The sequence below is a fragment of the Bacillus sp. HMA207 genome (genome assembly GCF_003402455.1).
Classification (GTDB): Bacteria; Bacillota; Bacilli; order Bacillales; family Bacillaceae_G; genus Bacillus_A; species Bacillus_A cereus.
This window is the reverse complement of the sequence record NZ_BEZT01000001.1, coordinates 3,131,824-3,154,413: the sequence shown is the minus strand read 5'-3', so window position 1 is coordinate 3,154,413 and position 22,590 is coordinate 3,131,824. Positions and strand designations below refer to the sequence as shown.

The following is a 22,590-nucleotide window of genomic DNA, read 5'->3' as shown; positions in this document are numbered from 1 at the left end:
ATCTCTTTTTTGTTTCAATTACTTCCACCAAATCCAAGTCCAAAGGTAGTTTCGTACATTTCGAGGAGTAATGCGAATGAAGCGTTCACCGTCAAAGAAGCAATTTAAATTTGGAAGTGTTTCATCTGGATTTTCTGGAACAAAGGTGACGATGTTTTCGTTACTTGTAACGGTTACTGTAATTGGTGGGTCGGTAGGCGAGACTTGAAGTTGTAACGAAATATTGGCCGTATTTTTAAACTCATTATTAACAGGTGGACTTATTACTTGTACTGTGAATAACACGATAATTGTTTCGTTTGGTTCCAAATTAGTAGTAACTAGGAAACCGATATTCGGATTCGCTAGTGGAGAGCGTTCACCGTTAATAAAGACAGTGCCATTTATAAATTGTAAACCTGCTGGAATAGTATCTTGTAACGAAATATTTGAGAGTGAAATTTTGGAAGTATTTGTAATGCGTACCGTGTAATCAAAATATTGATTTAAATAAGCTGAGCTGACGGAAGCACCTTTCGTGACGGTTGCAGTTACAAATTCAACTGGTATACGAACAATATTTGAATTAACAATGAAAGTAATAATTGGATCCTGTGGTGTCAACTGAAAAGCAGCGGTAACTGTTGCAGAATTTATAATTGTACTGTTTGAAGGAATAGAAGTTGCGAGAACTTGAAATGTTATAGTTGCTACTGTACCTGCAGATAAAGAACCAATATTAATACCAGTGTCTGGACGAACATTTGGAACGGGAGTGCCGTTAATGGTTACGCTGTTTTCTATAAATGTTGTACCAGCTGGAATTGTGTCTATAACAGAAGTACTGATTGTCGGAATTGGGGAGTGATTAAATACCGCCAATGTGAATGTAATGATATCTCCTATAACGACAATAGATTTGTCAGCTGTTTTTTCAATGCGAACCATCGGATCAATAACTGTCGTTGTAACGGTATTTGTTTGTTTTGTAATTGTAATAGGTGGTTTTGTTGGATCAATGATAACGGTATAGGAAACAGAAGCATCATTATTAATTGTAGATTGAAGAGTAGAAGAAGATATTGTCACTTGGAACGTAATAATAACAAATTCATTAGGAGCAAGATTTCCTAACGTAATACCATTTTCAGGATTCTCATTAGGCTGATTGATTCCGTTAATCGTAACACTACCAGCAACAAAAGTCGTATCTATTGGTACGGCGTCTATGGCAAGAAGGTCTTCAATCGTTACATTACCGCTATTCGTAATCGTAATTGTATACGTTAAAGTTTGACCAGGTAAGGCGTTTGTTACATCAGCAGACTTAAAAGCAATGACATTATCATTTTGGACAGTAGTTTTGACAGTATTTGTTGTAGTCGTATTTGTAACAGGTACGTTATTTGGGTTGACTATATAGTTAAAAGTAGTAATTGCGTTGTTGTTTAGTTCATTTGGTGTTGGAATAGAAGTCACAGTTACTTGGAATGAAACGATAGCATCTCCACTAATAGTTATAGTACCAATTGGTATGCCGCTTACTGGATTCACTCCTGGAAGAGTTTCTCCGTTTACAATGACGCTATTTTCTATAAACGTAGTACCTTGAGGAATAATATCTTGAATGATTACATCATTTACTGCAACATTGCCGGTTTGATTTAGTGTAATCGTATACGTTAACGTATCACCAACCGTTGCAAATGCAAGGTCAACAGCTTTATTACTATTCAAATTCGCATGATTAATTTCTGTTAAAGCAGCTGATGAAATAATAGTTTCGGTAATAGGTGGTCGATTTGGTACCGTGTATTCATATTCAATTGTACTCGTGTTAGAGATTGGATTTGTTTGTGGAATCGAAGTAACCCGTACTTGGAATAGAATGGTTGCTGTCGTATTAGGCGGAATGTTATCAATTTGTATACCGTTAAGTGGATTGTCATTTGGCCGAGCGTTGCCATTCACGATAACACTATTCTCTATAAAGCTCGTATTTGCTGGGATGATATCTGTAACAATAATGTTTTCTACTTGTATATTCCCATTGTTTGTAATGGAAATAGTGTAAGGGATAATAGTTTGTAGGTCAGCATATTGGATAGGTGTTGTTTTTGTCGCAATTACATTAGCAGAAATAACTTCAGTGAAGGTAATATTGCTAGTGGATATTTGTTCTTCCACGTTTATTGTATACCGAGAAGTTGATTGATTTTGAACATGGCCGCTAGCAGGAAGAGCTACGACGGTAACAGAAAATGTGACTGGGATAGAAATATTAGGAGCAATCGTTCCCACAAGTATACCTGCACTTGGGTTGGCATTAAGCTGAGGAATGTTATTTACTAAAACGCTACCGTCAATAAAGGTTGTTCCATTAGGAATATTGTCTGTAAATACAACAGCAGTGGCATCCGTATTCCCTGTATTCGTTAAAGTTGTTGTATAAGTTAAAATGTCACCAATCGTTACAGAGGTTAAATCAACAGTTTTAAGTGAAACGATGTCAGCATCATTAATTTGAACAAAAGTAGTATTGGAAGTAGTAGATTTTTGAATTGGTGCAAAGTCAGGATTGAAAATAAAGTCGTAGACGACGTTTGCAGTATTAGGTGTTGGATTTACAGCAGGTAAATTCGTAACGGAAACTTGGAATGTTATTGTAGCCATTTGACCTGCTGCGACATTAGGAATGGAAAAGCCGATATTCGGATCTGCTGCAGGAAGTACAGTATTATTAACTACTACACTTCCTGGAATAAATACTGTTCCATCCGCTATAGTATCTGTAAAAAAGATGGAGTTAGTTGTAGCCGATCCATTATTTTGAATGAATACTGTATATTCAATGGTTTCATCAATGTTAGCTAATACAGTATTAGTGGACTTTGTAGCAATAAGAATAGCATCAATAAATTGTATGTTTGTAGCATTGGAAGAGGTCGTTTCTGAAATTGGTGGTGTGCTTGGGTCTGGTCGATACTCATAGTGAATGACGGCGATATTATTAATGTTATTTTGTGGCGGTATAGAGACTACGCTTACTTGGAACGTAACAATAATCGTATTATTTGGAAGAATTATATCAAGATTGATACCTGTAATTGGATTTTCGTTAAGTCTTGGTACGCCATCTACAAGAATGCTATTTGGAACGAATGTGGTGCCAGCAGCAATTGCGTCAAGTAGGAGAGTATTTGTAATAGGTATTGTACCAGCGTTTGTAACTGCGACTGTATATGTGATGATTTGACCGATACGTGTAATGGTTCTATTGGCGGATTTAATGGCGCTAACATTTGCCGTCCGCACTTCAGTATTTACTGCATTTGATAACGATCTACGCTGAATAATTGGAGAACTAGGGTCAATTTGGTATTCGTACGAAGTGTTTGAAATATTAATGACTGTATTGCCCGCTGGTATATTTGTAAGTTGTACTTGGAATGAAAGAGTGACTGTTTCATCTGGTTGTATCGTGCCGAGAATTACTCCATTCTCTGGGTTCGCACCAGGCTGAATGACATTATTTATTGCTAAGCTATCTTCAATGAATATAGTACCCTCCGGAATGTTATCAATGAACACGGTATTGTTAGCTGGAACGGTTCCTATATTTTGTAGTGTATTTGTGTAGGTAATCATTTGCCCGATTGATACGAAAGTTACATCCGCGCTTTTAACAGAAATAATATTTGCATTTTGAAGTGATGTTGTAACAATGTTAGAATTTGCAGAGCGATTTACTGGTGGGGCTGTAGGAATACTTACATATTGGTAAGTTGCTGAAGATTGATTTGCAATTTCGGTTTCAGTAGGTGGATTATTTGTTTGCACTTGAAATAGTATCGTTTTGGAACTGTTTGCTGGAATTGTTCCAATCGGTATTCCGTTTTCAGGATTTACACCTGGCTGAAGGACACCGTTAATTGTGACACTATCGGGAACGAATGTAGTCCCAGTTGGAATAGAATCTGTGAAATTAATATTTATTGCGTCAACATTACCGATATTTTTCACTTCAGAAATATAAAGTATAGTTCCACCGATATCTACAGTTGTTGGATTGGATGTTTTTGTAATTGTCAATTGAGCTTGCACGAAATTTGTAATGACGATATTACTAGTAGATGTTTCACTAATAGGCGGTTGCCCTGGGTCTGGTTGGATTGTATATGTTGTATTGGATTGATTTGTAATCGATTCTTGCGAGAATGAATCGTTAATAAGAATTTGGAACGAAATAAGATGAGTAGCGTTTGCTACTAGGGTAGGCAAAGTAACACCTACATTTGGATTGGCACCAAGTATAGTTGTTCCATTAAGTGTAAAACTATTTTCTACGAATGTAGTATTTTGGGGAATAGTATCTGAAAATATGAGATTAGTAGCTGGAATATTTCCGGTATTTTCTAGTGTTATCATATAAGTCAAAATATCACCTGTTGTTGCTTGTTGTGCATTGACTCCTTTTAAAGAAAGGATAGTCGCATCTGAAATTTGTGTGAAAGCGGGATTAGACGTAATTGTTCGAGAGATGATAGGAGCAGTTGGATCGGCGATAAAAGTGTAGTCAATACGGGCTGTATTAGAAATTGGGTTCACGCTTGGAATAGATTGAACGATAACCTGGAATGTTACAGTGACGATTTCTGACGGTGTGATGGAGTTTAATGGTATTCCTACGTTAGGATCAGCATCTGGAACGGAAACGCTATTAATAGTTACGCTATTCGGAATAAATGCAGTTCCTTCTGGGACCAAATCTGTTAAAGTAACTGTATTTGCAGTAGTATTTCCGTTATTTTGAACGACTACTGTGTAAGTGATTGTACCGTCAGTAGATTGTACGAGAGAATCTGTACTTTTAATTGCGGATAATGATGCATCAACAACAGCTGTATTAACTGTATTAGATGAGGATGTTGCTGTAACTGGAGGTTGACTTGGGTCGACAATATACGTGTAACTTGTAAGTGCTTGATTTATAATCGCTCCTTGCGGTGGAATAGAACTTGCAAGAAATTGGAACGTAATCGTAGCGGAATCACCTGGTGCGATAATACCAACTGGAATACCGAGAGTTGGACTTGCATCTGGAAGTGGAATCCCGTTAAGTGTAACACTATTTGGAACAAATAATGCTCCTTCAGGAACGCCATTAATGAGTAATACAGAATTTGCAGGGAAGTTTCCAGTATTCGTTAATGTTGCTGTATACGTAATGATATCTCCGATAGATACGATTGATCGATTTGCTTCTAAAACAGTTGTAACAGTAGCGTTATTAATTTGTGTGGAAGCACTATTAGAAGTTATTGTACCTGAAACAGGAGGAGAGGCAGGATTAACTATAAATTCGTATTGAATAGATGCAACGTTTGTAATTGGGTTCGACGGTGGAGTAGATGTAACTATGACTTGGAAAGTAACAGTTAAGGAACTACCCGCGTTCACGGTCCCGATATTAACGCCGCTATTTGGATTTGCACCTGGAATGGTACTTCCATTTACAGTAAAACTATTTTCAACAAAAGTTGTTCCTGCAGGAATCGAATCTGAGAAATTTACATTCGTAGCGTTTGTATTGCCGTTATTTTGAATTAAAACTGTATAAGTGATCGTGTCTCCGATGTTTGCAAAGGCAGCATTAGCAGTTTTTACAGCTGAAAGTATTGCTGAATTAATAGAAGTAACGAAGACGTTCGTTTCCACATTGCCAGGCTGAGCTTGTAATGCATTTCCTACGTTATATTGGAAGTTCACAAACCCTAAGTTTTGGAGTTCCGGTGTAAATGTTGTTGGATTGCTTACAATTTGAACTTGAAATATGATTGTTACAGTTTGATTTGGAATGATTGTATTTATGCCAATACCGTTAATAATCGAAGCGGATGGTAATGGAGTGCCATCAACAATAACTGATCCTGCAACAAATTGTGTCCACGATGGTATCGGGTCTGAGAAAATAACGTTATTAGCAGGAATATTTCCTGTATTCGTAATCGTAGTTGTATACGTAATCGTATCACCAATCGTTGCAAAAGCTTTATCTCCGATTTTAGTAGTAGTTAAAATAGCACTTTCAATTGTTGTTGTAACACTATTTGAAGTAATGTTTTTTGAAACAGGAGGATTAGCTGGATTAACGATATGCTTGAAGCTAACGCTAGCTTGATTAGTAATTGGATTTATAGGCGGAATTGCATCGGCACTAATATGAAATGCTACGATTACAGACTGGTTTGGCGCAATATCACCAATTGGAACGCCTGTAATGATATTTGCATTTGGGATGCTAGTTCCGTTCAGTGTAAAACTATTCGGTTCAAATGAAGTTCCGTCTGGAATAAGGTCGGTAAAAATAACATTTGTTGCACTCACATTTCCGCTATTTGTAATTGTAACGTTGTAGGTAATATCCTGCCCGATATCTACCGTAGATACATTTGAATTTTTTTGTGCAGTAAGGATAGCGCTATTAATTTGTGTTGTCGTTGTATTAGATTGATTAGAAGTTGTAATAGGTGGCTGGCTAGGATCAACGACATAATGATATGTGGTAGAAGCAGAGTTAGAAATGGGATTAAGTGTTGGAAGTGTAATAACAGTTGCTTGGAATGTAACGATTGCCGTATTACCACCATTAATGGAACCAATATTTACACCAGTTGATAAATCGGCGTTTGGAATGGTTTGCCCATTAGCTGTGAAACTATTTGGAACGAAACTTAAATTGCTATCAAGAATATCGATAATAGTTACATCAGTTGCGGTCACATTCCCGGTATTAGGAAGGTTAAGTGTAAATGTTATTGTATTACCAACATCCGCAAAAGTAAGATTGGCTGTTTTGGTGCTAATAATAGTTGCGTTGTTTATTTGAAGGAGTGTAGTGTTGGAAGTAGCTGCACTTGAAACGGGAGGATTAACAGGATCAACAGTAAATTCATACGTCGTTGATGCTGTATTTGGTGCTGGGTTACTAGGGGGAATGCTGTTCACTGTAACTTGAAAGACGATACTATATATTTCGTTTGGTGGAAGTGTTGCAAGTAATACACCTGTATTTGGATCCGCGTTAGGTTGTAAAACGCCATCGACAGTTAATGTGTTAGGAACAAATGTGAGTCCACTTGGTAATGTATCTGTGAATACAATATTAGTTGCATCGGTATTGCCTACATTGGTAATAGAAGTAGTATAAAAAGCAGTTTGCCCGATATCTGCAAAGGATACACTTTCATTTTTCGTCATAGACAATATTGCTTCGTTAATTTGGGTTGAAACAGGATTACTAATTGAAGTTTCTGCATCAGGTGGTGAGACTAATTGATACGATGTTGATGAGAAATTTACAATTGGGTTTTGGTTTGGTAATGATGTTACAGTAACTTGGAACGAAACTGTTACTGTAGTCCCGGCTGTTATTGTCCCAATATTCACACCGTTCGATGGATCCGCCCCACTTTGAGGAACTCCGTTAATAGAAAATGTGTTTGCAATAAATGTAGTGACGCTTGGCACTGTATCTGTAAATATAACATTTTGTGCAGATGAGTTTCCATTGTTTGTTAAAATGACAGTATAAGTGAGTGTGTCTCCAATACGACTAAAGGATTTATCGACTTGTTTTAATGAAAGAATGTTAGCTGTATTAATCGTAGTAAACACTGTGTTTGAAGTAACGTTTCTTGAAACAATCGGTGCATTTGGATCAGCGATAAATGTGTAAGAAGCAGTAGCGGAATTGGCTACAGGATTTTGGTTTGGTGTAGAAGTAGCAGTAACTTGAAATGCGATAGATATTGATTTGTTAGGAGCAATTGATCCGATTGTTATACCTGTATTAGGATCGAGTCCGATGTGTGTACTGCCATTGATTGTGACACTATTCGGAATGAACGTTGTGCCGTCTGGAATAAGATCAGTGAAAGTAATATTCGTTGCATTTGTATTGCCATTATTCGTTAAAATGGTTGTATAGGTAATGGTATCACCTAGTGTAACAATTGTTTGATCGACCGATTTTGCCATCGTTATCATAGCATCTAATACTGGGTTTGTGACAATATTCGTTGAAGTAGAAGTAGTAGCAGGAGTTCCGTTTGGATCAACAGTATAAGAATATAAAATTGTATCGTTACCCATAATTGAACTTGAAGGAGGAACAGAAATAACATTTACTTGGAAGGTAACAGTTACTGTTTCACCAGGCGCGATATTTGGTATAGTTACTCCAAGTGCTGGTTGCGCACCAGATTGCTGAACCCCATTTATTTTGACTGAGTTTGGTATAAAGGTAGTGTTAGCGGGAATTGCGCTCGTGAACGTTATATTCGTTGCAGTCGTATTTCCTGTATTTGTAATAGTTGTTGTATACGTAATCGTATCTCCAACAGAAATGATAGATTTATCAACGCTTTTTTGGGTCGTTAATATTGCACTATTAATTGTTGTCGAAACAGCATTAGATACGTTCGTTTGTGTTACGGCAGGTTGGCTAGGATCAACTACATGTGCAAATTGTACAGAACTAAAATTAGAAATCGGGTTTATACTTGGAATGTTTGTAACAAGTACGTTGAGAGTAATCACGGCCGTTCCATTTGGGTTTATATTTCCAATCTGAATCCCGTTAGATGGATTTCCGATTTGCTGTGTACCAGAATCGTTTGTAAGAGTGCCAGATATGAATGTCGTCCCATCAGGTAAAGTATCCGTGAAAATTATATTTTGTGAAGTGACATTTCCAGGGTTACTTAATGTAATTGTATAAGAAATTGTATCACCAATCGTTGCGAAAGTTTTATCTACAGATTTGATTGCCACAATTTCCCCAGAATTTATTTGTGTCGAAACAGAATTAGATGTCGTATTTCGTGAAACAAGTGGTAAATTAGGTCCTGTCATAAATTTATAATCAATAGAAGCGCCGTTTACAACCGGTGAGTTTGGTCCGCCTGGTCCAATTGTGAAAATTGGATTTGGAATGCTAACTACTTGCACACGGAAGGTAACATTTATAAAATCTCCTGCAATAATATCCCCAATTGGTATCCCGTTCGCTGGATTTACTCCAGGTAATAAAACTCCGCCTACTCGAACGCTATCTTCTATAAATACTGCGTTATTTGGAATCGGATCTGTAAAAATGATATTCGTAGCAGTTGTGTTTCCTACATTTTCTAATAAAACTGTATACGTTAAAAATGAATTTCCAGGTGCTATGTCAGAAAATAGCCGATCCACACTTTTCGTTGCTTGAATAATCGCTTCGTTAATTTGAACTAAAGTTGGATTACTTGTAGCTGTTTCTGTCACCGGCGGCTGGGTAGGATCAACAATGATCGAGTATGTCGTGCTAGACTGGTTCAAAGTTGGATTTGTAATTGGTATTGAGCCAACGATAGCTTGAAAGCTAATTGTTGTCGTTCCTCCAACTGGAATTGAGTCTAAAGAAATCCCGCTATCTGGTCTAAATCCAAGTTGTGGGATGGTATTAATTTGTACGCTATCAGGAACGAATGAAAGTTCAGGTGGTAATATATCGATAAAAACAGGTGTGTTTGCGGTAGTATTGCCGCTATTGATGAGGGTAGTTGTATACGTAATTGTATCTCCAACAGCAGCAAAAGCACTGCTTGCAGTTTTTGTTGCGATAACAGAAGCAGTATTTACTTGTGTAAAGGTTTTATTAGATTGAACTGTTCGTGAAACTGGCGGTTCATTTATATCTACAATAAAGCTATATTGAAGCGATGATTTATTCGGGATTGGATTAGGGTTTGGAAGTGTTGTAATGTTTACTTGAAAACTGAGTGTAGCAGATGCATTTGAATTCAAGTTACCAATATTGATACCGTTTTGTGGATTTGCATTCGGAACGGTTACACCATTTATCTTAAAGCTATTTGGGATAAAGGTAGTACCGTTTGGAATTGTATCAGTAAAAATAATGTTGTTCGCAGTAGTATTTCCGTTGTTTGTAACAGCTGAAGTGAATGTAATTGTATCACCAATTGTAGCGAAAGTTGTACTAGCGCTTTTATTTATTACTAAAGTAGCGTCAATAATTGGTGTAACTGTTGTATTTGTTACGGTGCTACCAACAGCAGGAGATTGGTTTGGATTCACGGTATATTCATAATTTACAAGAGCATTATTTGTTAATGTGCTACTAGGTGGTATCGCTAAAATTTGTGCTTGAAAAGTAATGAATACAGTATCTCCTGGCGAAATATCTGCCAAGTGAACACCAAGTGATGGATCTAATCCTGGTTGTGGAACATTATTGATCGTTACGGAGTTTTGGATAAATGAAGCTCCTGCGCCAAGCCCATCTGTTAAAACAGTTGCACTAGCAGGGATATTACCTGTATTTGTTACTGCAATCGTATAAGTAACAATATCACCAATTGCAGCTGTCGGTGTATTCACAGACTTAGTAGCGACAATAGTAGCGTTATTAATTTGAGTTGTTATTACGTTACTTAACGTATTGGCGGATGCTGGAGGTAAGTTAGGATCTACGACATACTGGTACGTTGTATTACTTTGGTTTGGGATTGGATTTGGATTCGGGATAGAATTTACTTGTACTTGGAATGAGATGATTGTATTTGCATTCGGATTTATTGGGTCGATTGCAATTCCGCTTGCTGGATTGACATTAGGCAGTGTATTCCCATTTACAGTAACACTATTAGGAATAAACGATGTCCCGTTTGGAATTACATCTGTAAATATTACATTTGATGCAAGTGTGTTCCCATTATTCGTTAAAGTAGTCGTGTACGTAATAATATCATTTACGTTAGCAAACTGTTTATCTGCCGATTTAGTAGCGGCAATTGAGGCGTTATTAATAGTTGTCTGTACAGTGTTAGAAGCAACCATCTGCATCACAGCAGGTTTGGATGGATCATACGTATATTGGAATGTTGTGCCTGATTGATTTGTAATTGGGTTTACAGCAGGGATAGTTGGTACAAAAACTTGAAATGCAACGGTGCGTGATGAATTCGCTCCTATCGTACCAATTGAAATGCCGGTGGCAGGATTTGCGTTAGCTACAGGGACATTATTAATCGTTACAGTATTAGGAATGAAGAGGGTACCCGCTGGAATGATATCTGTAAACGTTACATTAGCAGCAGGGATATTCCCGTTATTTGTTAAAATAGTTGCATATAGTATGACATCACCAACATCAGCGAAGTTTGTGCTTGTGAGTTTTGTAGCAACGATATTAGCAGTATTAATTTGTGTAGTTACTATATTGCTAGCAGCGTTTCTAACGAGAGCAGGTAAGTTAGGATCAGCGATAAAGCTATATTGAAGTGAAGCGCTGTTTTGAATTGGGTTTGGTGAAGGTAGCCCATTTGCACTTATTTGAAAAACAATCGTTGTAAAACCACCTGAAGGAATGGAGCCGACTTGAAGACCGGTACTAGGGTCTGCACCTTGTTGTAAAGTACCACCTATAAAAATACTATTTGGTACGATAGTGGAGCCATTAGGGATTATATCGGTAACAATAACATTATTTGCTGTAGTATTGCCAAGATTAGCTAAAGAAATTGTATATGTGATTGGTTGCCCGACATCGGCGATAGTTAAATCTACTTCTTTGACAATCACTACATTTGCTAAATTAATTTGTGTACTTACAGTGTTACTTACAGATGTTTCTATAGTTGGTGGATCGCCCGGATTTAGAATAAAGCTATACTGTGTACTAGATGAATTTAATGTTGGATTTTGTGTTGGTAAAGAGGTGACGGTTACTTGATAAGAGACAGTAAGTGAGCCATTAGCAGCAATGGAAGGTAGCGGAACACCTATATTTGGATCTGCGTTATTTTGAAGTACACCATTAATAAGAAAAGTGTTTGGAATAAAAGTAGTACCGTCTGGATTCGTATCTACGAAAGTAGGGCTATCAGCAGAAACACTTCCTGCATTCGTCAAAGTAACAGTATAAGTTAATATATCCCCTACGGTAGCGAACTCTCGATCCACTGTTTTGGCTAAAATGACATTTGCATCGTTTACTTGAGTAAATGTAGTGGTTGAAGTAGTGTTCTTACTTACAGGTAAAGTGTTTGGATCAACGATAAAGTTATAGGAGATGGAAGCGCTATTTGAAATAGGATTTGGATTTGGAATGCTAGTTATTACTACTTGGAATGAAGCTGTAATTGTAGTATTAGCATTGATGCTACCAATATTGATGCTAGCTGGTGTAACGCCTGGCTGAGTAACACTGTTAACTATAACGCTGTTTGGGACAAAGGCGGTTCCATTCGCAATTGAATCAGATAGTAATATATTGTTCGCTGCAACATTTCCATCGTTAGTAAGAGCAAAGGTGTAAGTTAATACATCGCCAACTTCCGCAAACGTTTTATCTACAGATTTATTAACATGGAGATTTGCTAGTCTAATTGTTGATGTAACAGAATTAGAATTTGCTGTTTTTGAAGTCGGTGGCAAACTTGGATTTACAGTGTAAATATAAGAGGCGAAAGCGTTATTAATAATAGGGTTTTGGGCAGTAATGTTAATGACTGTTACTTGAAAGGATAAGGTAAAAGTAGCTCCACCAGGAATTGTGCCGATAGGTAAAGCAACAAGAGAATCTACATTCTGCAAAACTCCGTTTAGTGTTACAGTACCAAGAGTCAATATCGTTCCGTTTGGAAGTGGATCTGTTAGTTGAACGTTATTAGCGGTTGCATTTCCACTGTTTGTAATAAGGATTGTATAACTTATCGTTTCGCCAATTGTGGCAAATTGTTTGTTAGTTGATTTTGTTAATGTTAAATTCGCATTGTTAATTTGAGTGGAAACGAGATTAGAAGAAATGTTTTTTGTAACGGGAGATTGGCTAGGGTTGACGGTATATTGATAAGAAGCGCTTGATCCGTTAGATACGACATTTGAAGCGGGTATTGTGTTTACTACTACTTGAAATGCAACAGTTTTTATTGTGCCGCTTGGGATGGATCCAATGTTCACACCGCTAGCGGGATTTGCGCCCACTTGTGTCGTGCCATCTATTGTTAAACTGTTTAGAACGAAAGTTGTTCCAGTAGGAATGACATCCGTAAAAATAACATTGTTCGCATTTGTATTACCTGTACCTGTAAAGGAAACGGTGTACGTTAGTGTATCACCAATATCTGCAAAATTTTTATCTACTGCTTTTGCCATTGTTACAGTAGCGTTATTCACTTGAGTAGATACGATATTGGTCGTATCAGTCCCACTTACTGCAGGTTGATTTGGTACAGGAATGTATTGATATGTTGTTGTACCACTATTTAATATTGGATTTGTTTGGGGGATAGAAGGAACAAATACTTGAAATGAAATAGTAGTAGTAGAATTTGCAGCAATTGATCCAATTGATATACCATTAGCGGGATTTGCGCCAGCTTGAGTAACTCCGTTCACAGTTACACTTCCTGGAATGAAAGTAGTCCCGCTAGGAATCGGATCCGTATATATAACATTTGTTGCAGCAATATTTCCTATATTAGCTAGGGCAATACTGTAAGTTAATGTTTCACCAATATCTGTGAAAAGTTTGTTAACTGATTTTGTTCCATTAATATCTGCCAGGTTAATTTGTGTTCCAGCAGAGTTGCTTGTTGCAAGACCGTTAAAGGTTGTTCCTCCAGCGATAGGTGTATATTGAAATGTAATATTAGCAGTGTTAGAGATAGGATTTTGACTTGGAAGAGAAACAACAGTAGCTTGGAAAGTTACTGTGCGAGAAGTACCATTATTAATTGTTCCAAGAGATATACCAGCTGCAGGATTTGCATTTGTTTGTGGTACGTTATCTACTGTTACAGTGCCGGGTATAAAAGAAGTACCGTTAGGGAGGCTATCTATAAAAATAGCGTTATTGGCAGGAAGAAGCCCGGTGTTAGGGATAGTAACTGTATAAGTGAGAATATCTCCAATTGCAGCAACACTTTTATTTACGCTTTTCGTTGCTTGTATATTTGGGGAGTTTATATTAATTTGTAAGCCGACTGTATTTAACATATATGCATCTCCGTTAGTAGTTAAACGGATTGCGGCGGATACTTGTGAGTTTGTTAAATAAGGAGAAATATCAATAGAAGTAATATCCCAGCCCTGTCTTCCAGCGGAGATGTTTGTACCTGTAGAAGCACTTTGATTTCGCGTTCCAAATGTCCCAGTTGTATCTAAGTTTCCTGCAGCATTATTAACTTGAGAACCGAAGAAATTATTTACAGCATTATTTGGCCCAGATAAAGCATTTAATGAACTGAAATTTGGTCCAAATAAAGCTTGATCCCCTATTAAATCTGCATCTCCTTCAATAGAACTTAAAAATAACCTCCCGCTTACAGGTCCTCCTGAAGGTGTTAAAAATCCAGAAACAGCTACATCTGCACTACCGGTATCAGCAGAAACACGGTTACCCGCTACATAAATGGTTAAGTTTCTTGCTGGCAATGTCCCGTTTTGATAAGCGACGATAAGCGTCCATCCAGCCGAATTAATTGTTCCATTAGAAGCATCTATAGGATCTACAAGTCCAGGAACCGCGCCTGTAGTATAGGAACCAGAACCTCCAGCTTGAATAAGGGTTGTTACGTCTGCTGAACGAGTGTAAAAGCCAAATGTAATAGAGTTTGAAACGAATGTTTGGTTTGAAGCCGTAACAGCTGAAGGAGTAATCGAGTATGTTGAAACAGGTGTTGTAAAAGAAACTGGGTTTCCTAATACACTCGTAATGTTTTGATCACGAGATAAATAGTTTCCACCCCAAACGAGTTCTGCGTAAAGAATAGTACTACCAGCAGGGATATTTAAAATAGCGGTAGAACTATTTTGTGTATAGTTTAACGTTGTACCAGCAGGAAAAGTAGGTACTTGTAAAGCAGTATTCGTAGTTGCGAATGCACCAATTGCCCCGATTGTACCAGCACGGTTTTGATTACTAATTTTACTTAAGCCTAAAGTATTTCCAGTAATAGCGAGTGCGCCGTTAGTGGTGGTAGAAAATCGATTCGTAATGGGCATGTTGTCACCTCATTTACAATATAGTCTTGGTCAAAATAACATATGTGTGTGACAAATAAAGGGAAACATGTACAAGTTGATTTCGTAATAATGATTTAAATGTCTAGATAAGGGGATGGAGTATGAGTGAATTGGAAATTAGGGTGGAGCGTCTTAGGGAAGCAAAAACAGGGAATATTGTATCATTATCTTCTTATATTGGGTGGGATTATAACAGAGAAGAAATTGAGACTATTTTTAACGCAGGGATTGTATACGGTGTTTGGAATGAGAGAGAGGAACTAATTGCTAGCGCGGCAATAATATTATATGGGGAGAAATTAGCGTCTATCGGAATGGTGATTGTACATCCAGATTATAAGGGGAGAGGGATTGGAAAGATAATAACGGAAGCGTGCGTTAAAAGCGTATCAGCTCATACTCCAATTATGCTTATTGCTACGGATGAAGGGAAACCTTTATATGAAAAGTTAGGATTTAGGGCAGTAAGTTATGTTTCTAAATACATATGTAACTCATACAATGCGAAAGATTATTGTATAAGAAATGAAGATTATGTGATGAATTATGAAGAGGGTGATTTAGAAAAAATAATAAAAATAGATGAATATGCGTTTGGAACAAATAGAAAAGAGTTTTTAAAGAAAAGAATTATGCAAAGTGAACAGTGTATCGTTGTAAAGGACAAGGAACAAAATGTATTAGGTTACGGTTTAAGCATACAAACACCAGAAAATAAGATAATAGGGCCGGTTGTTGCTAAAAATGATGAGATGGCAATGAGAATTGTACATGATTTAGCAAAAGGGCATAATGGTAAATTAAGAATTGATGTACTAGAAGGAAAGAAAGATTTCATGAAAGTATTAGAGATTGCTGGTTTTAAAAAGGTGAATACACCACCAATTATGATGAAAAATAGCGGTCAATTATTAAAAAGGAATAATGAGTTATATAGCATTGCAGCACAAATTTTTGGGTGAAAAAGAATCCTTCTGAATGAAGGATTCTTTTTCGCTAATCACGATATTGATCATGAGTCGGCTGAAAGAGGTCTTCCTCGATATCTCTCACCATAGAAAAATGATCAACGTTATAATGACCGTGTAAAGTTTTATTGTGATGACTAATAATTTGTTCTGCAGACAATACGTTAGAATCAGTTGTTGAATGACCGTTTTTAATTAATGTAACGTCAAATCCTTGTACAGTTGCTGCTCTAACTGCAGTGTCAATGCAATGTTCTGTTTTACATCCGCCTATAACAATATGATTAATGTTTTCTTCTTTTAAAAGTTCAAGTAAAGAAGTGCCGTAGAATGAATTGGTTGCTGCTTTATTAATAAAGATTGCAGACTGGGGTACTTGAATTTGATTATGTACTTCAAATCCTTCGCCACTACCAGAAGCAACATCGATATCTCTTACGAAAACAATAAGAGCATTTGAATCTATTGCTTTCTGCAGGGCTATATTTAGTGTAGATAATAGCTCGGTTTTACGAAAAACTTCATTTTCTTGCTCATTTCCATCAATTAATTCTTGCTGAGCGTCGATAATTAATAGTGCTTGTTTCATCGTGTCTCCCCTTTAATATGAAATAAGTTCCACTGTACATATTCCTTCAGATTGTTAGAAAATCCTCCATTGTAAGCGAAGTAGAAGATTGATTTACAAAGTTGTCAAAGAAATTTCATTCTCATAGCGTGTAAAAACATGTATGATAGGAGATGGAGAATTTTTGAGTAGGTGGGAATAACATGCAAACAGTAGAAGATTATCTTTCATTCTTACATACGAAAGGATTTAAATTATCAGAGGAAGCACAAGGGTTTATTATGTTTGGACAAGGATATACTGGTGCGTCTGATGGGATTGTGAACGCAGCAATAGAAGCGACAATTAAACATCAATTGCAGTTTGATGGTAGTTATTTCGTTGCGTTATTAGAACGATTGAAAGAGGAAGAAATTACAGATAAAAAAAGCGCTAAGGCTTTTATGCGGAAGTTACAAGCGTAACTTCACGCAGCCTGCGCTTCTTTTTTTGTTTTGGAAGGTAATTCAACAAAAATCATGCCTAGAAAAATACATAGACATCCGATAATAGCAGAAATAGAAAGTTGTTCATTTGCAACGAGAACGCCTGTTAATGCAGCAAAAACGGGCTCCATTGCGAAAATAATTGCTACCCTCGTTGGAGAAGTGTGTTTTTGTGCCGATGTTTGAATGAAAAAAGCAATAGATGTTGCAAACAGGGCAGTTAGAAAGAGTGCGAATAAAAAGGATTGATTCGTCCATAGTGATATTGAAAATAACTTTTCCCAATCTTCAAACAAAAAAGCGCAAATAGAAGAAAATATACCAACAGCTAATACTTGAGATGTGCTTAATAATAAAGGTGATATTTTTTTAGAAAAGAAGCCGTTAATAAGAATATGGGCAGCGAAAGCGACTGCACAACCAAGAACAAGTATATCTCCTATATTTAATTGGAAAGAATCAGCAGCTGTTAATAAGTACAAACCTGTTGTAGCTACAGCAATACCAAGTACGATGAAAATGGTGGCTTTTTGTTTTAAAAAGATAAATGATAAGATTGGGACCATAACAATGCTTAGCCCAGTTAAGAAACCTGCTTTTGAAGAAGTTGTATAAAGTAAGCCAAATGTTTGTAATAAATAGCCAACAAATAAGAAGAACCCAACCATTAATCCAGCTAAACTACTATGTTTTAATTCTTGTTTTGAAGTTTTCTGTGAGAAAATAATTTGAACGAATAATAAAATAATTCCAGCGAATAAAAAGCGAATACCATTAAACGTAAATGGACCAACGAAAGACATAGCGTTTTGAACGACAACAAACGTAGCTCCCCAAATAAAAGAGACAAATAATAAAGCAAGAGGAGCAATCCACTCTTTTTTCACACTCATACCCCCGTTAATTTTGTAAGATAGCTTTTCTAGCTAATTCATCAGCTACTTTATTTTGACTACTTGGAATCCACTTAATAAAAAAGAGATCGAAGTTTTTTATGTACTGCAGTGCTTCATCTAAAAGAGGTGCAAATATTGTATTTTTTGCGTATTCCTTTTCAACAGCCCGCTCAACAAGCTGCGAATCTGTACGAAAAGAGACAGTGCTATAATTATGCTCAATGCAATATTTTAATGCTAAAAGTAAAGCGCGGTATTCTGCTTCATGATTGGACATTGTTCCAAGTGGTACTGATAATTGTACAGGTGGCTGAACGCCTTTAATAAACACTCCTGCACCAGAAGGACCAGGATTTCCTTTTGATGCACCATCAATATATACTTCAATCAAAATGAGAAACCTCCAAATTATAAGATGATCCCCTACTTAAATATTTTTTTGAAGTAGGGGATAGAGTAGTTATCCGATTGTGATGCTGTAACGACATGTAAATGTTTCATTCGCTTGTAAAGATTGAATTCCCTTTTTGTTCTTGAAATCTTTTGCTGGATTTACTTCATCAGCGATGCCATACCAAGGTTCAATACATAAGAAAGGTGCGTTATCCCCTGGTGTCCATACGCCAACAAATGGGAATCCATCAAATTCTACTTTTACAAATTTATTATGTTTATGAGAACGAATCGAAATTTCATTCGTATTCATATGTTCAAAAATAAGTGCATCATTTTTGAATAAATCATATGTAAGTGGCAATTCAGTCGTATTTTCAGCGATTAATTGCTTTTTGTTTGAAAGATAAGGTCCTTCTAATACGCTTGTTTCTAAGCGTTCCGAACCATTAAACGATAAGTGATAATCTGTAAATGATTCACCGTCCAATAAAGGGAAGTTGAATCCAGGATGTGCTCCGATTGAGAAGAACATCTCTTTTGAAGTAGGATTGTTTACTTCATATGTTATATGAACGCTTTGTCCATTTAGCTCATAAGAAACGAGTAATTCGAATTCGTATGGGTATTTTTTTAATGTTTCTTCATTACTAGTAACGATATAAGTGATTTTTGTTTCGCTTTGTTCTTTCACAGAGAAAGTAAGATCACGAGCGAAACCGTGTTGTGTTAATGAATATGGTTTACCGTCTACGTAGTATGTATTATCTACTAATCGGCCGACAATTGGGAACAAAATTGGTGCACGGCGTCCCCAATAAGTAGAATCACCTTGCCATAAATATTCTATGTTGTCTTCTTTTAAGCGAACGCTCTGTAATTCTGCACCTTTGTCAGAAATGGAAACGATCACTTTTTCATTTTGAATTGTTGCTGTCATGAAGTGAAACCTCCTAAATCTTTCATATGTTTTATTATACGTTGTCTAAAAGGAAAAAGGTAGTTTATGATAGGAATCTATTGACGAAAGAGGGGCTACCACGTAAAATATAATCTTGTTGCCTAAAAAACGAATAACGTGGTTCGAAACCATCCCACGTAAAAAAACTAAGGAGATTTTGTCATGAATATTAGAACTTTAGTCGGTAATGGTATTTTAGCGGCATTATATATTGCTGTTTCTATGCTTATTCAGCCATTTGGCTTTACGAATGTACAATTTCGTATTTCAGAGATGTTTAATCATCTCGTTGTATTTAACAAGAAAGCAATTTACGGAATTGTATTAGGTGTATTTTTAACGAATCTCTTTTTCTCACCTATGATCGCTTACGATTTAGTATTTGGAGTAGGGCAATCTATTCTTGCATTAGTTGCAACGATTATTTCTATGCGATTTATTAAAGGTGTTTGGGCTCGTATGATTTTTAATACAGTTATCTTTACAATTACAATGTTTATGATTGCAATTGAACTTCATCTTGCATTTGATCTACCATTTATGTGGACTTGGTTAACATGTGCAGCAGGTGAATTCGTAGTAATGGCGATCGGTATGCCTGTAATGTACTGGATTAATAAGCGAGTACAATTTGAAAGATTTATGTAATAGATGAAAGAGCTATTCCTATGGGATAGCTCTTTTTGTATGTAATCATATTGAATATTATGCTGTGACTCTAGATAAAATATAATAAAATAAAGTGAGGCTTTCATTAGCTGGCTACATATAAGAAGTCTTACATAAGGGGAATGTAGTATGAAATATAAAATTCATTGGTTGTATAAAACGAAGCGTGGATTGCAGACGGAATTAACAACAGAGTATATGAACATAGAAGAAGTACTTCAATTTGCAGAGGATTTTGAGAAAACAGGAAGAGCTAAGGAACTTTTATTTTACGATGAAATGGACGCAGAATGGTCATTAAAAGAGATGAAAAAGTTAAGTAAGCAAGTAGAGGAAGAGCCCCAAGAAATACTCGTTTATTTTGATGGGGGGTATGATGTGCAAACGAAAGAAGCTGGCGTTGGTATATGTGTGTATTATAAAAAAGGAAATACAAACTACCGCATTCGCCGCAATGCATATATAGAAGGTATATATGATAATAATGAAGCGGAATATGCATCATTATTATACGGTATGAATATACTCGAGGAACTAGGGATTAAGTATGAAGCAGTTACACTTCGCGGAGACTCACAAGTGGTACTGCAGCAATTAGCCGGAGAATGGCCTTGTTATGATGAACATTTAAATCATTATTTAGACCAAATTGAGCAAAAGGCGAAGCAAATGAAATTAAAACTTATATGTGAGCCGATATCTAGAAAACAAAATAAAGAAGCACATCAATTAGCTACGCAAGCATTAGAAGGAACAAGTATTGATAGTCATAAAGAAATAACCGAATAGAGAGGTGCAAAGGTGGATAAAAAGCAACTCATTACAGAGGTAAATGACTTATTAGAAACGTATTGTGAAGGATGTTTTTTGCGAGAACATAATCGAAAGACAAATAGTAAGTATTACGCTCATTCATTTTGTATAAGGCAATGTACAGTGGGAGAAACATTGAAAAAGTATGGGGAACAGTTGTCATGAAAAAACATCCAGAGAAAATTCTCTGGATGTTTTTTAGTGTCTTGCTTCGTTTAGTTGATGCTCACATTTATTTAATTTCTTTTCCTCATTCATTAAAAATGGTTCATCTAAATCAGTTGCAACAGATTTCATAATTTCAAGCTGAGAGCGAGCTGCTTCTACAGCAGTAGTAGCATGCTCTAATGTATCTGGATCCATTGAAATTGTTGCTGATCCTACCATTTTTTGTGCTGTTTCTACACGGAATTTCACTTCTTCAAAATCATTTACTTCTGATCCCATTAATAATTCCTCCTTTGTATAGTGCGCATTTCACATAGTTTTTGCTCTGTAAAACGGAAATATACAAAGGAATAACAAAGGAGGCTACCAAGTAAGGTAACCTCCTGTTATATGTTGGATTAAAGTTTTACTACGTTAGCAGCTTGAGGTCCGCGGTTACCTTCAGTAATGTCGAAAGATACTTCTTGACCTTCTTCTAAAGCTTTGTAGCCGTCGCCTTGAATAGCAGAGAAATGTACGAATACATCGTCAGCGCCTTCCATTTCGATAAATCCAAAACCTTTTTCGTTGTTAAACCATTTTACTTTTCCTTGCATGTTACAATTCCTCCTAAAAGCGTTTACTATTTTCATTTAGTGAAATTCATTTTAAAAAATAATATAAACTAAAAATGCTATATTCTTGAATATTCTGCTAAATGATTAATTTAAATATACACGAATTGGGAGAATTTAGTCAAGTAAGCGATTTTATTTTTTTGTATTTTTAAATAATTTTTCAGTCAAATTTTTAAATAGGTATAGGACAGGCCGAGTATGTAATATTCTTAATTGAATGCTATACATAATGAGGTGAAAGAATGAATAAGTCTTACTTATTAGATAATGAAGGAATGAGAACGAGAACCGACATACCGGATTGGGTTGCAAAAGAATTTGAGATTTTTTCAAATGTTGTGTTAGAACCAACTTTTCCATGTTATTTCGGTTTAACAGCTTTGAAAAAGAATGAACTTCGTTATTCATTTCTTTCTCATAATGATTGGAGTCATTTGCCACATACAATGTTATCTTTTTTAGAGTTAATGAAAGAGAGGCCGATTGTAAGAAGGGGCTTTTTCCTTTTTGTAGAACCGGAATGTGAAGAACAGCCACTCGAATATTACCGTGATTCCTTTTGGAAAGTGTTACAGTATTTACATGAAAATGATAATCAAGCATGGCCAAAGCAAATTCCTGAAGATCCAGACCATTATTTATGGGAATTTTCATTTGGTGGTGAGCCAATATTCGCATTTGGAAATGCGCCAGCTTATAAACAACGAAAAACTAGACATTTAGGGAATTCTCTCGTTATTGGGTTTCAGCCACGCACTATTTTTGATGGATTAGAGGGAGATCGTCCTAAAGGAGCATATTCAAGACAAATGGTCCGTGAGCGAGTTGAAAAGTGGGATCAATTGCCGAAACATCCTAACATTAGTCATTATGGTGACCCGGAACATCGTGAATGGAAACAATATTTCATAGGAGACGATGTAGAGCCAATAAAAGGGAAATGTCCTTTTCTTCATAGGATAGAAAAGTAAGAGCCATCA

Annotated in this window: 13 protein-coding genes and 1 riboswitch; of the genes, 6 read left to right on the top strand and 7 right to left on the bottom strand. The window is 36.4% G+C overall.

Going from position 1 to position 22,590, the window contains the following annotated elements:
• Window positions 1–18 precede the first annotated feature (18 nt).
• On the bottom strand, window positions 19–15,051 hold the full coding sequence (locus HMAS_RS16210; RefSeq protein WP_116344920.1) for a DUF7507 domain-containing protein: 15,033 nt from the start codon (window positions 15,049–15,051) through the stop codon (window positions 19–21).
• Window positions 15,052–15,173: 122 nt separating this feature from the next.
• Here HMAS_RS16210 and HMAS_RS16205 point away from each other — a divergent pair, with 122 nt between their 5' ends.
• Window positions 15,174–16,034 carry a GNAT family N-acetyltransferase gene (locus HMAS_RS16205; protein ID WP_025709234.1) on the top strand — a complete coding sequence of 287 codons (861 nt, stop codon included), beginning with the start codon at window positions 15,174–15,176 and terminating at the stop codon, window positions 16,032–16,034.
• Between the two features lie 34 nt (window positions 16,035–16,068).
• On the opposite strand, the gene HMAS_RS16200 is transcribed toward HMAS_RS16205, so the two are convergent.
• A complete protein-coding gene (locus HMAS_RS16200) occupies window positions 16,069–16,629 on the bottom strand; it encodes a cysteine hydrolase family protein (RefSeq protein WP_006928708.1) in 561 nt (186 codons plus the stop codon).
• 182 nt (window positions 16,630–16,811) lie between these two features.
• Here HMAS_RS16200 and HMAS_RS16195 point away from each other — a divergent pair, with 182 nt between their 5' ends.
• A complete protein-coding gene (locus HMAS_RS16195) occupies window positions 16,812–17,072 on the top strand; it encodes a DUF6123 family protein (RefSeq protein WP_001195212.1) in 261 nt (86 codons plus the stop codon).
• 2 nt (window positions 17,073–17,074) lie between these two features.
• On the opposite strand, the gene HMAS_RS16190 is transcribed toward HMAS_RS16195, so the two are convergent.
• The 3 genes from HMAS_RS16190 to HMAS_RS16180 form a co-directional block, all read right to left on the bottom strand.
• Entirely contained in the window at window positions 17,075–17,980 is a 906-nt protein-coding gene (locus HMAS_RS16190; protein WP_000712609.1) for a DMT family transporter, read from the bottom strand.
• A 13-nt stretch (window positions 17,981–17,993) separates the two neighbouring features.
• Window positions 17,994–18,380, bottom strand: coding sequence for a reverse transcriptase-like protein (locus tag HMAS_RS16185; RefSeq protein ID WP_025709233.1), 387 nt, complete (start codon window positions 18,378–18,380; stop codon window positions 17,994–17,996).
• A 69-nt stretch (window positions 18,381–18,449) separates the two neighbouring features.
• Complete coding sequence (locus HMAS_RS16180; RefSeq protein ID WP_025709232.1) at window positions 18,450–19,322, bottom strand: aldose 1-epimerase family protein; 873 nt, start codon at window positions 19,320–19,322, stop codon at window positions 18,450–18,452.
• A 132-nt stretch (window positions 19,323–19,454) separates the two neighbouring features.
• Window positions 19,455–19,499: riboswitch (PreQ1 riboswitch) on the top strand.
• A gap of 6 nt (window positions 19,500–19,505) precedes the next feature.
• On the opposite strand from HMAS_RS16180, the gene HMAS_RS16175 reads away from it, so the two are divergent.
• From HMAS_RS16175 to HMAS_RS16165, 3 genes are all read left to right on the top strand, one after another.
• On the top strand, window positions 19,506–19,991 hold the full coding sequence (locus HMAS_RS16175) for a QueT transporter family protein (RefSeq protein ID WP_001026471.1): 486 nt from the start codon (window positions 19,506–19,508) through the stop codon (window positions 19,989–19,991).
• A gap of 150 nt (window positions 19,992–20,141) precedes the next feature.
• Complete coding sequence (locus tag HMAS_RS16170; protein WP_000875547.1) at window positions 20,142–20,801, top strand: ribonuclease H family protein; 660 nt, start codon at window positions 20,142–20,144, stop codon at window positions 20,799–20,801.
• A 12-nt stretch (window positions 20,802–20,813) separates the two neighbouring features.
• Complete coding sequence (locus HMAS_RS16165) at window positions 20,814–20,990, top strand: zinc-finger domain-containing protein (RefSeq protein WP_000358801.1); 177 nt, start codon at window positions 20,814–20,816, stop codon at window positions 20,988–20,990.
• Between the two features lie 33 nt (window positions 20,991–21,023).
• On the opposite strand, the gene HMAS_RS16160 is transcribed toward HMAS_RS16165, so the two are convergent.
• Both HMAS_RS16160 and cspB read right to left on the bottom strand, forming a co-directional pair.
• A complete protein-coding gene (locus HMAS_RS16160; RefSeq protein WP_000534392.1) occupies window positions 21,024–21,272 on the bottom strand; it encodes a DUF2564 family protein in 249 nt (82 codons plus the stop codon).
• A 119-nt stretch (window positions 21,273–21,391) separates the two neighbouring features.
• Window positions 21,392–21,589: a cold shock-like protein CspB gene (gene cspB, locus HMAS_RS16155; protein ID WP_001161731.1), complete on the bottom strand. Its 198-nt coding sequence runs from the start codon at window positions 21,587–21,589 to the stop codon at window positions 21,392–21,394.
• A gap of 263 nt (window positions 21,590–21,852) precedes the next feature.
• On the opposite strand from cspB, the gene HMAS_RS16150 reads away from it, so the two are divergent.
• A complete protein-coding gene (locus HMAS_RS16150) occupies window positions 21,853–22,581 on the top strand; it encodes a YqcI/YcgG family protein (RefSeq protein ID WP_001043767.1) in 729 nt (242 codons plus the stop codon).
• Window positions 22,582–22,590 lie beyond the last annotated feature (9 nt).

What these genes read in the sequence shown, in the direction of transcription:
- HMAS_RS16150 (WP_001043767.1), top strand. Translation starts at nt 21,853, where the DNA reads ATGAATAAGTCTTACTTATTAGATAATGAAGGAATGAGAACGAGAACC.
- HMAS_RS16175 (WP_001026471.1), top strand. Translation starts at nt 19,506, where the DNA reads ATGAATATTAGAACTTTAGTCGGTAATGGTATTTTAGCGGCATTATAT.
- HMAS_RS16195 (WP_001195212.1), top strand. Translation starts at nt 16,812, where the DNA reads ATGCAAACAGTAGAAGATTATCTTTCATTCTTACATACGAAAGGATTT.
- HMAS_RS16210 (WP_116344920.1), bottom strand. Translation starts at nt 15,051, where the DNA reads ATGCCCATTACGAATCGATTTTCTACCACCACTAACGGCGCACTCGCT.
- cspB (WP_001161731.1), bottom strand. Translation starts at nt 21,589, where the DNA reads ATGCAAGGAAAAGTAAAATGGTTTAACAACGAAAAAGGTTTTGGATTT.
- HMAS_RS16160 (WP_000534392.1), bottom strand. Translation starts at nt 21,272, where the DNA reads ATGGGATCAGAAGTAAATGATTTTGAAGAAGTGAAATTCCGTGTAGAA.
- HMAS_RS16200 (WP_006928708.1), bottom strand. Translation starts at nt 16,629, where the DNA reads ATGAAACAAGCACTATTAATTATCGACGCTCAGCAAGAATTAATTGAT.
- HMAS_RS16170 (WP_000875547.1), top strand. Translation starts at nt 20,142, where the DNA reads ATGAAATATAAAATTCATTGGTTGTATAAAACGAAGCGTGGATTGCAG.
- HMAS_RS16180 (WP_025709232.1), bottom strand. Translation starts at nt 19,322, where the DNA reads ATGACAGCAACAATTCAAAATGAAAAAGTGATCGTTTCCATTTCTGAC.
- HMAS_RS16205 (WP_025709234.1), top strand. Translation starts at nt 15,174, where the DNA reads ATGAGTGAATTGGAAATTAGGGTGGAGCGTCTTAGGGAAGCAAAAACA.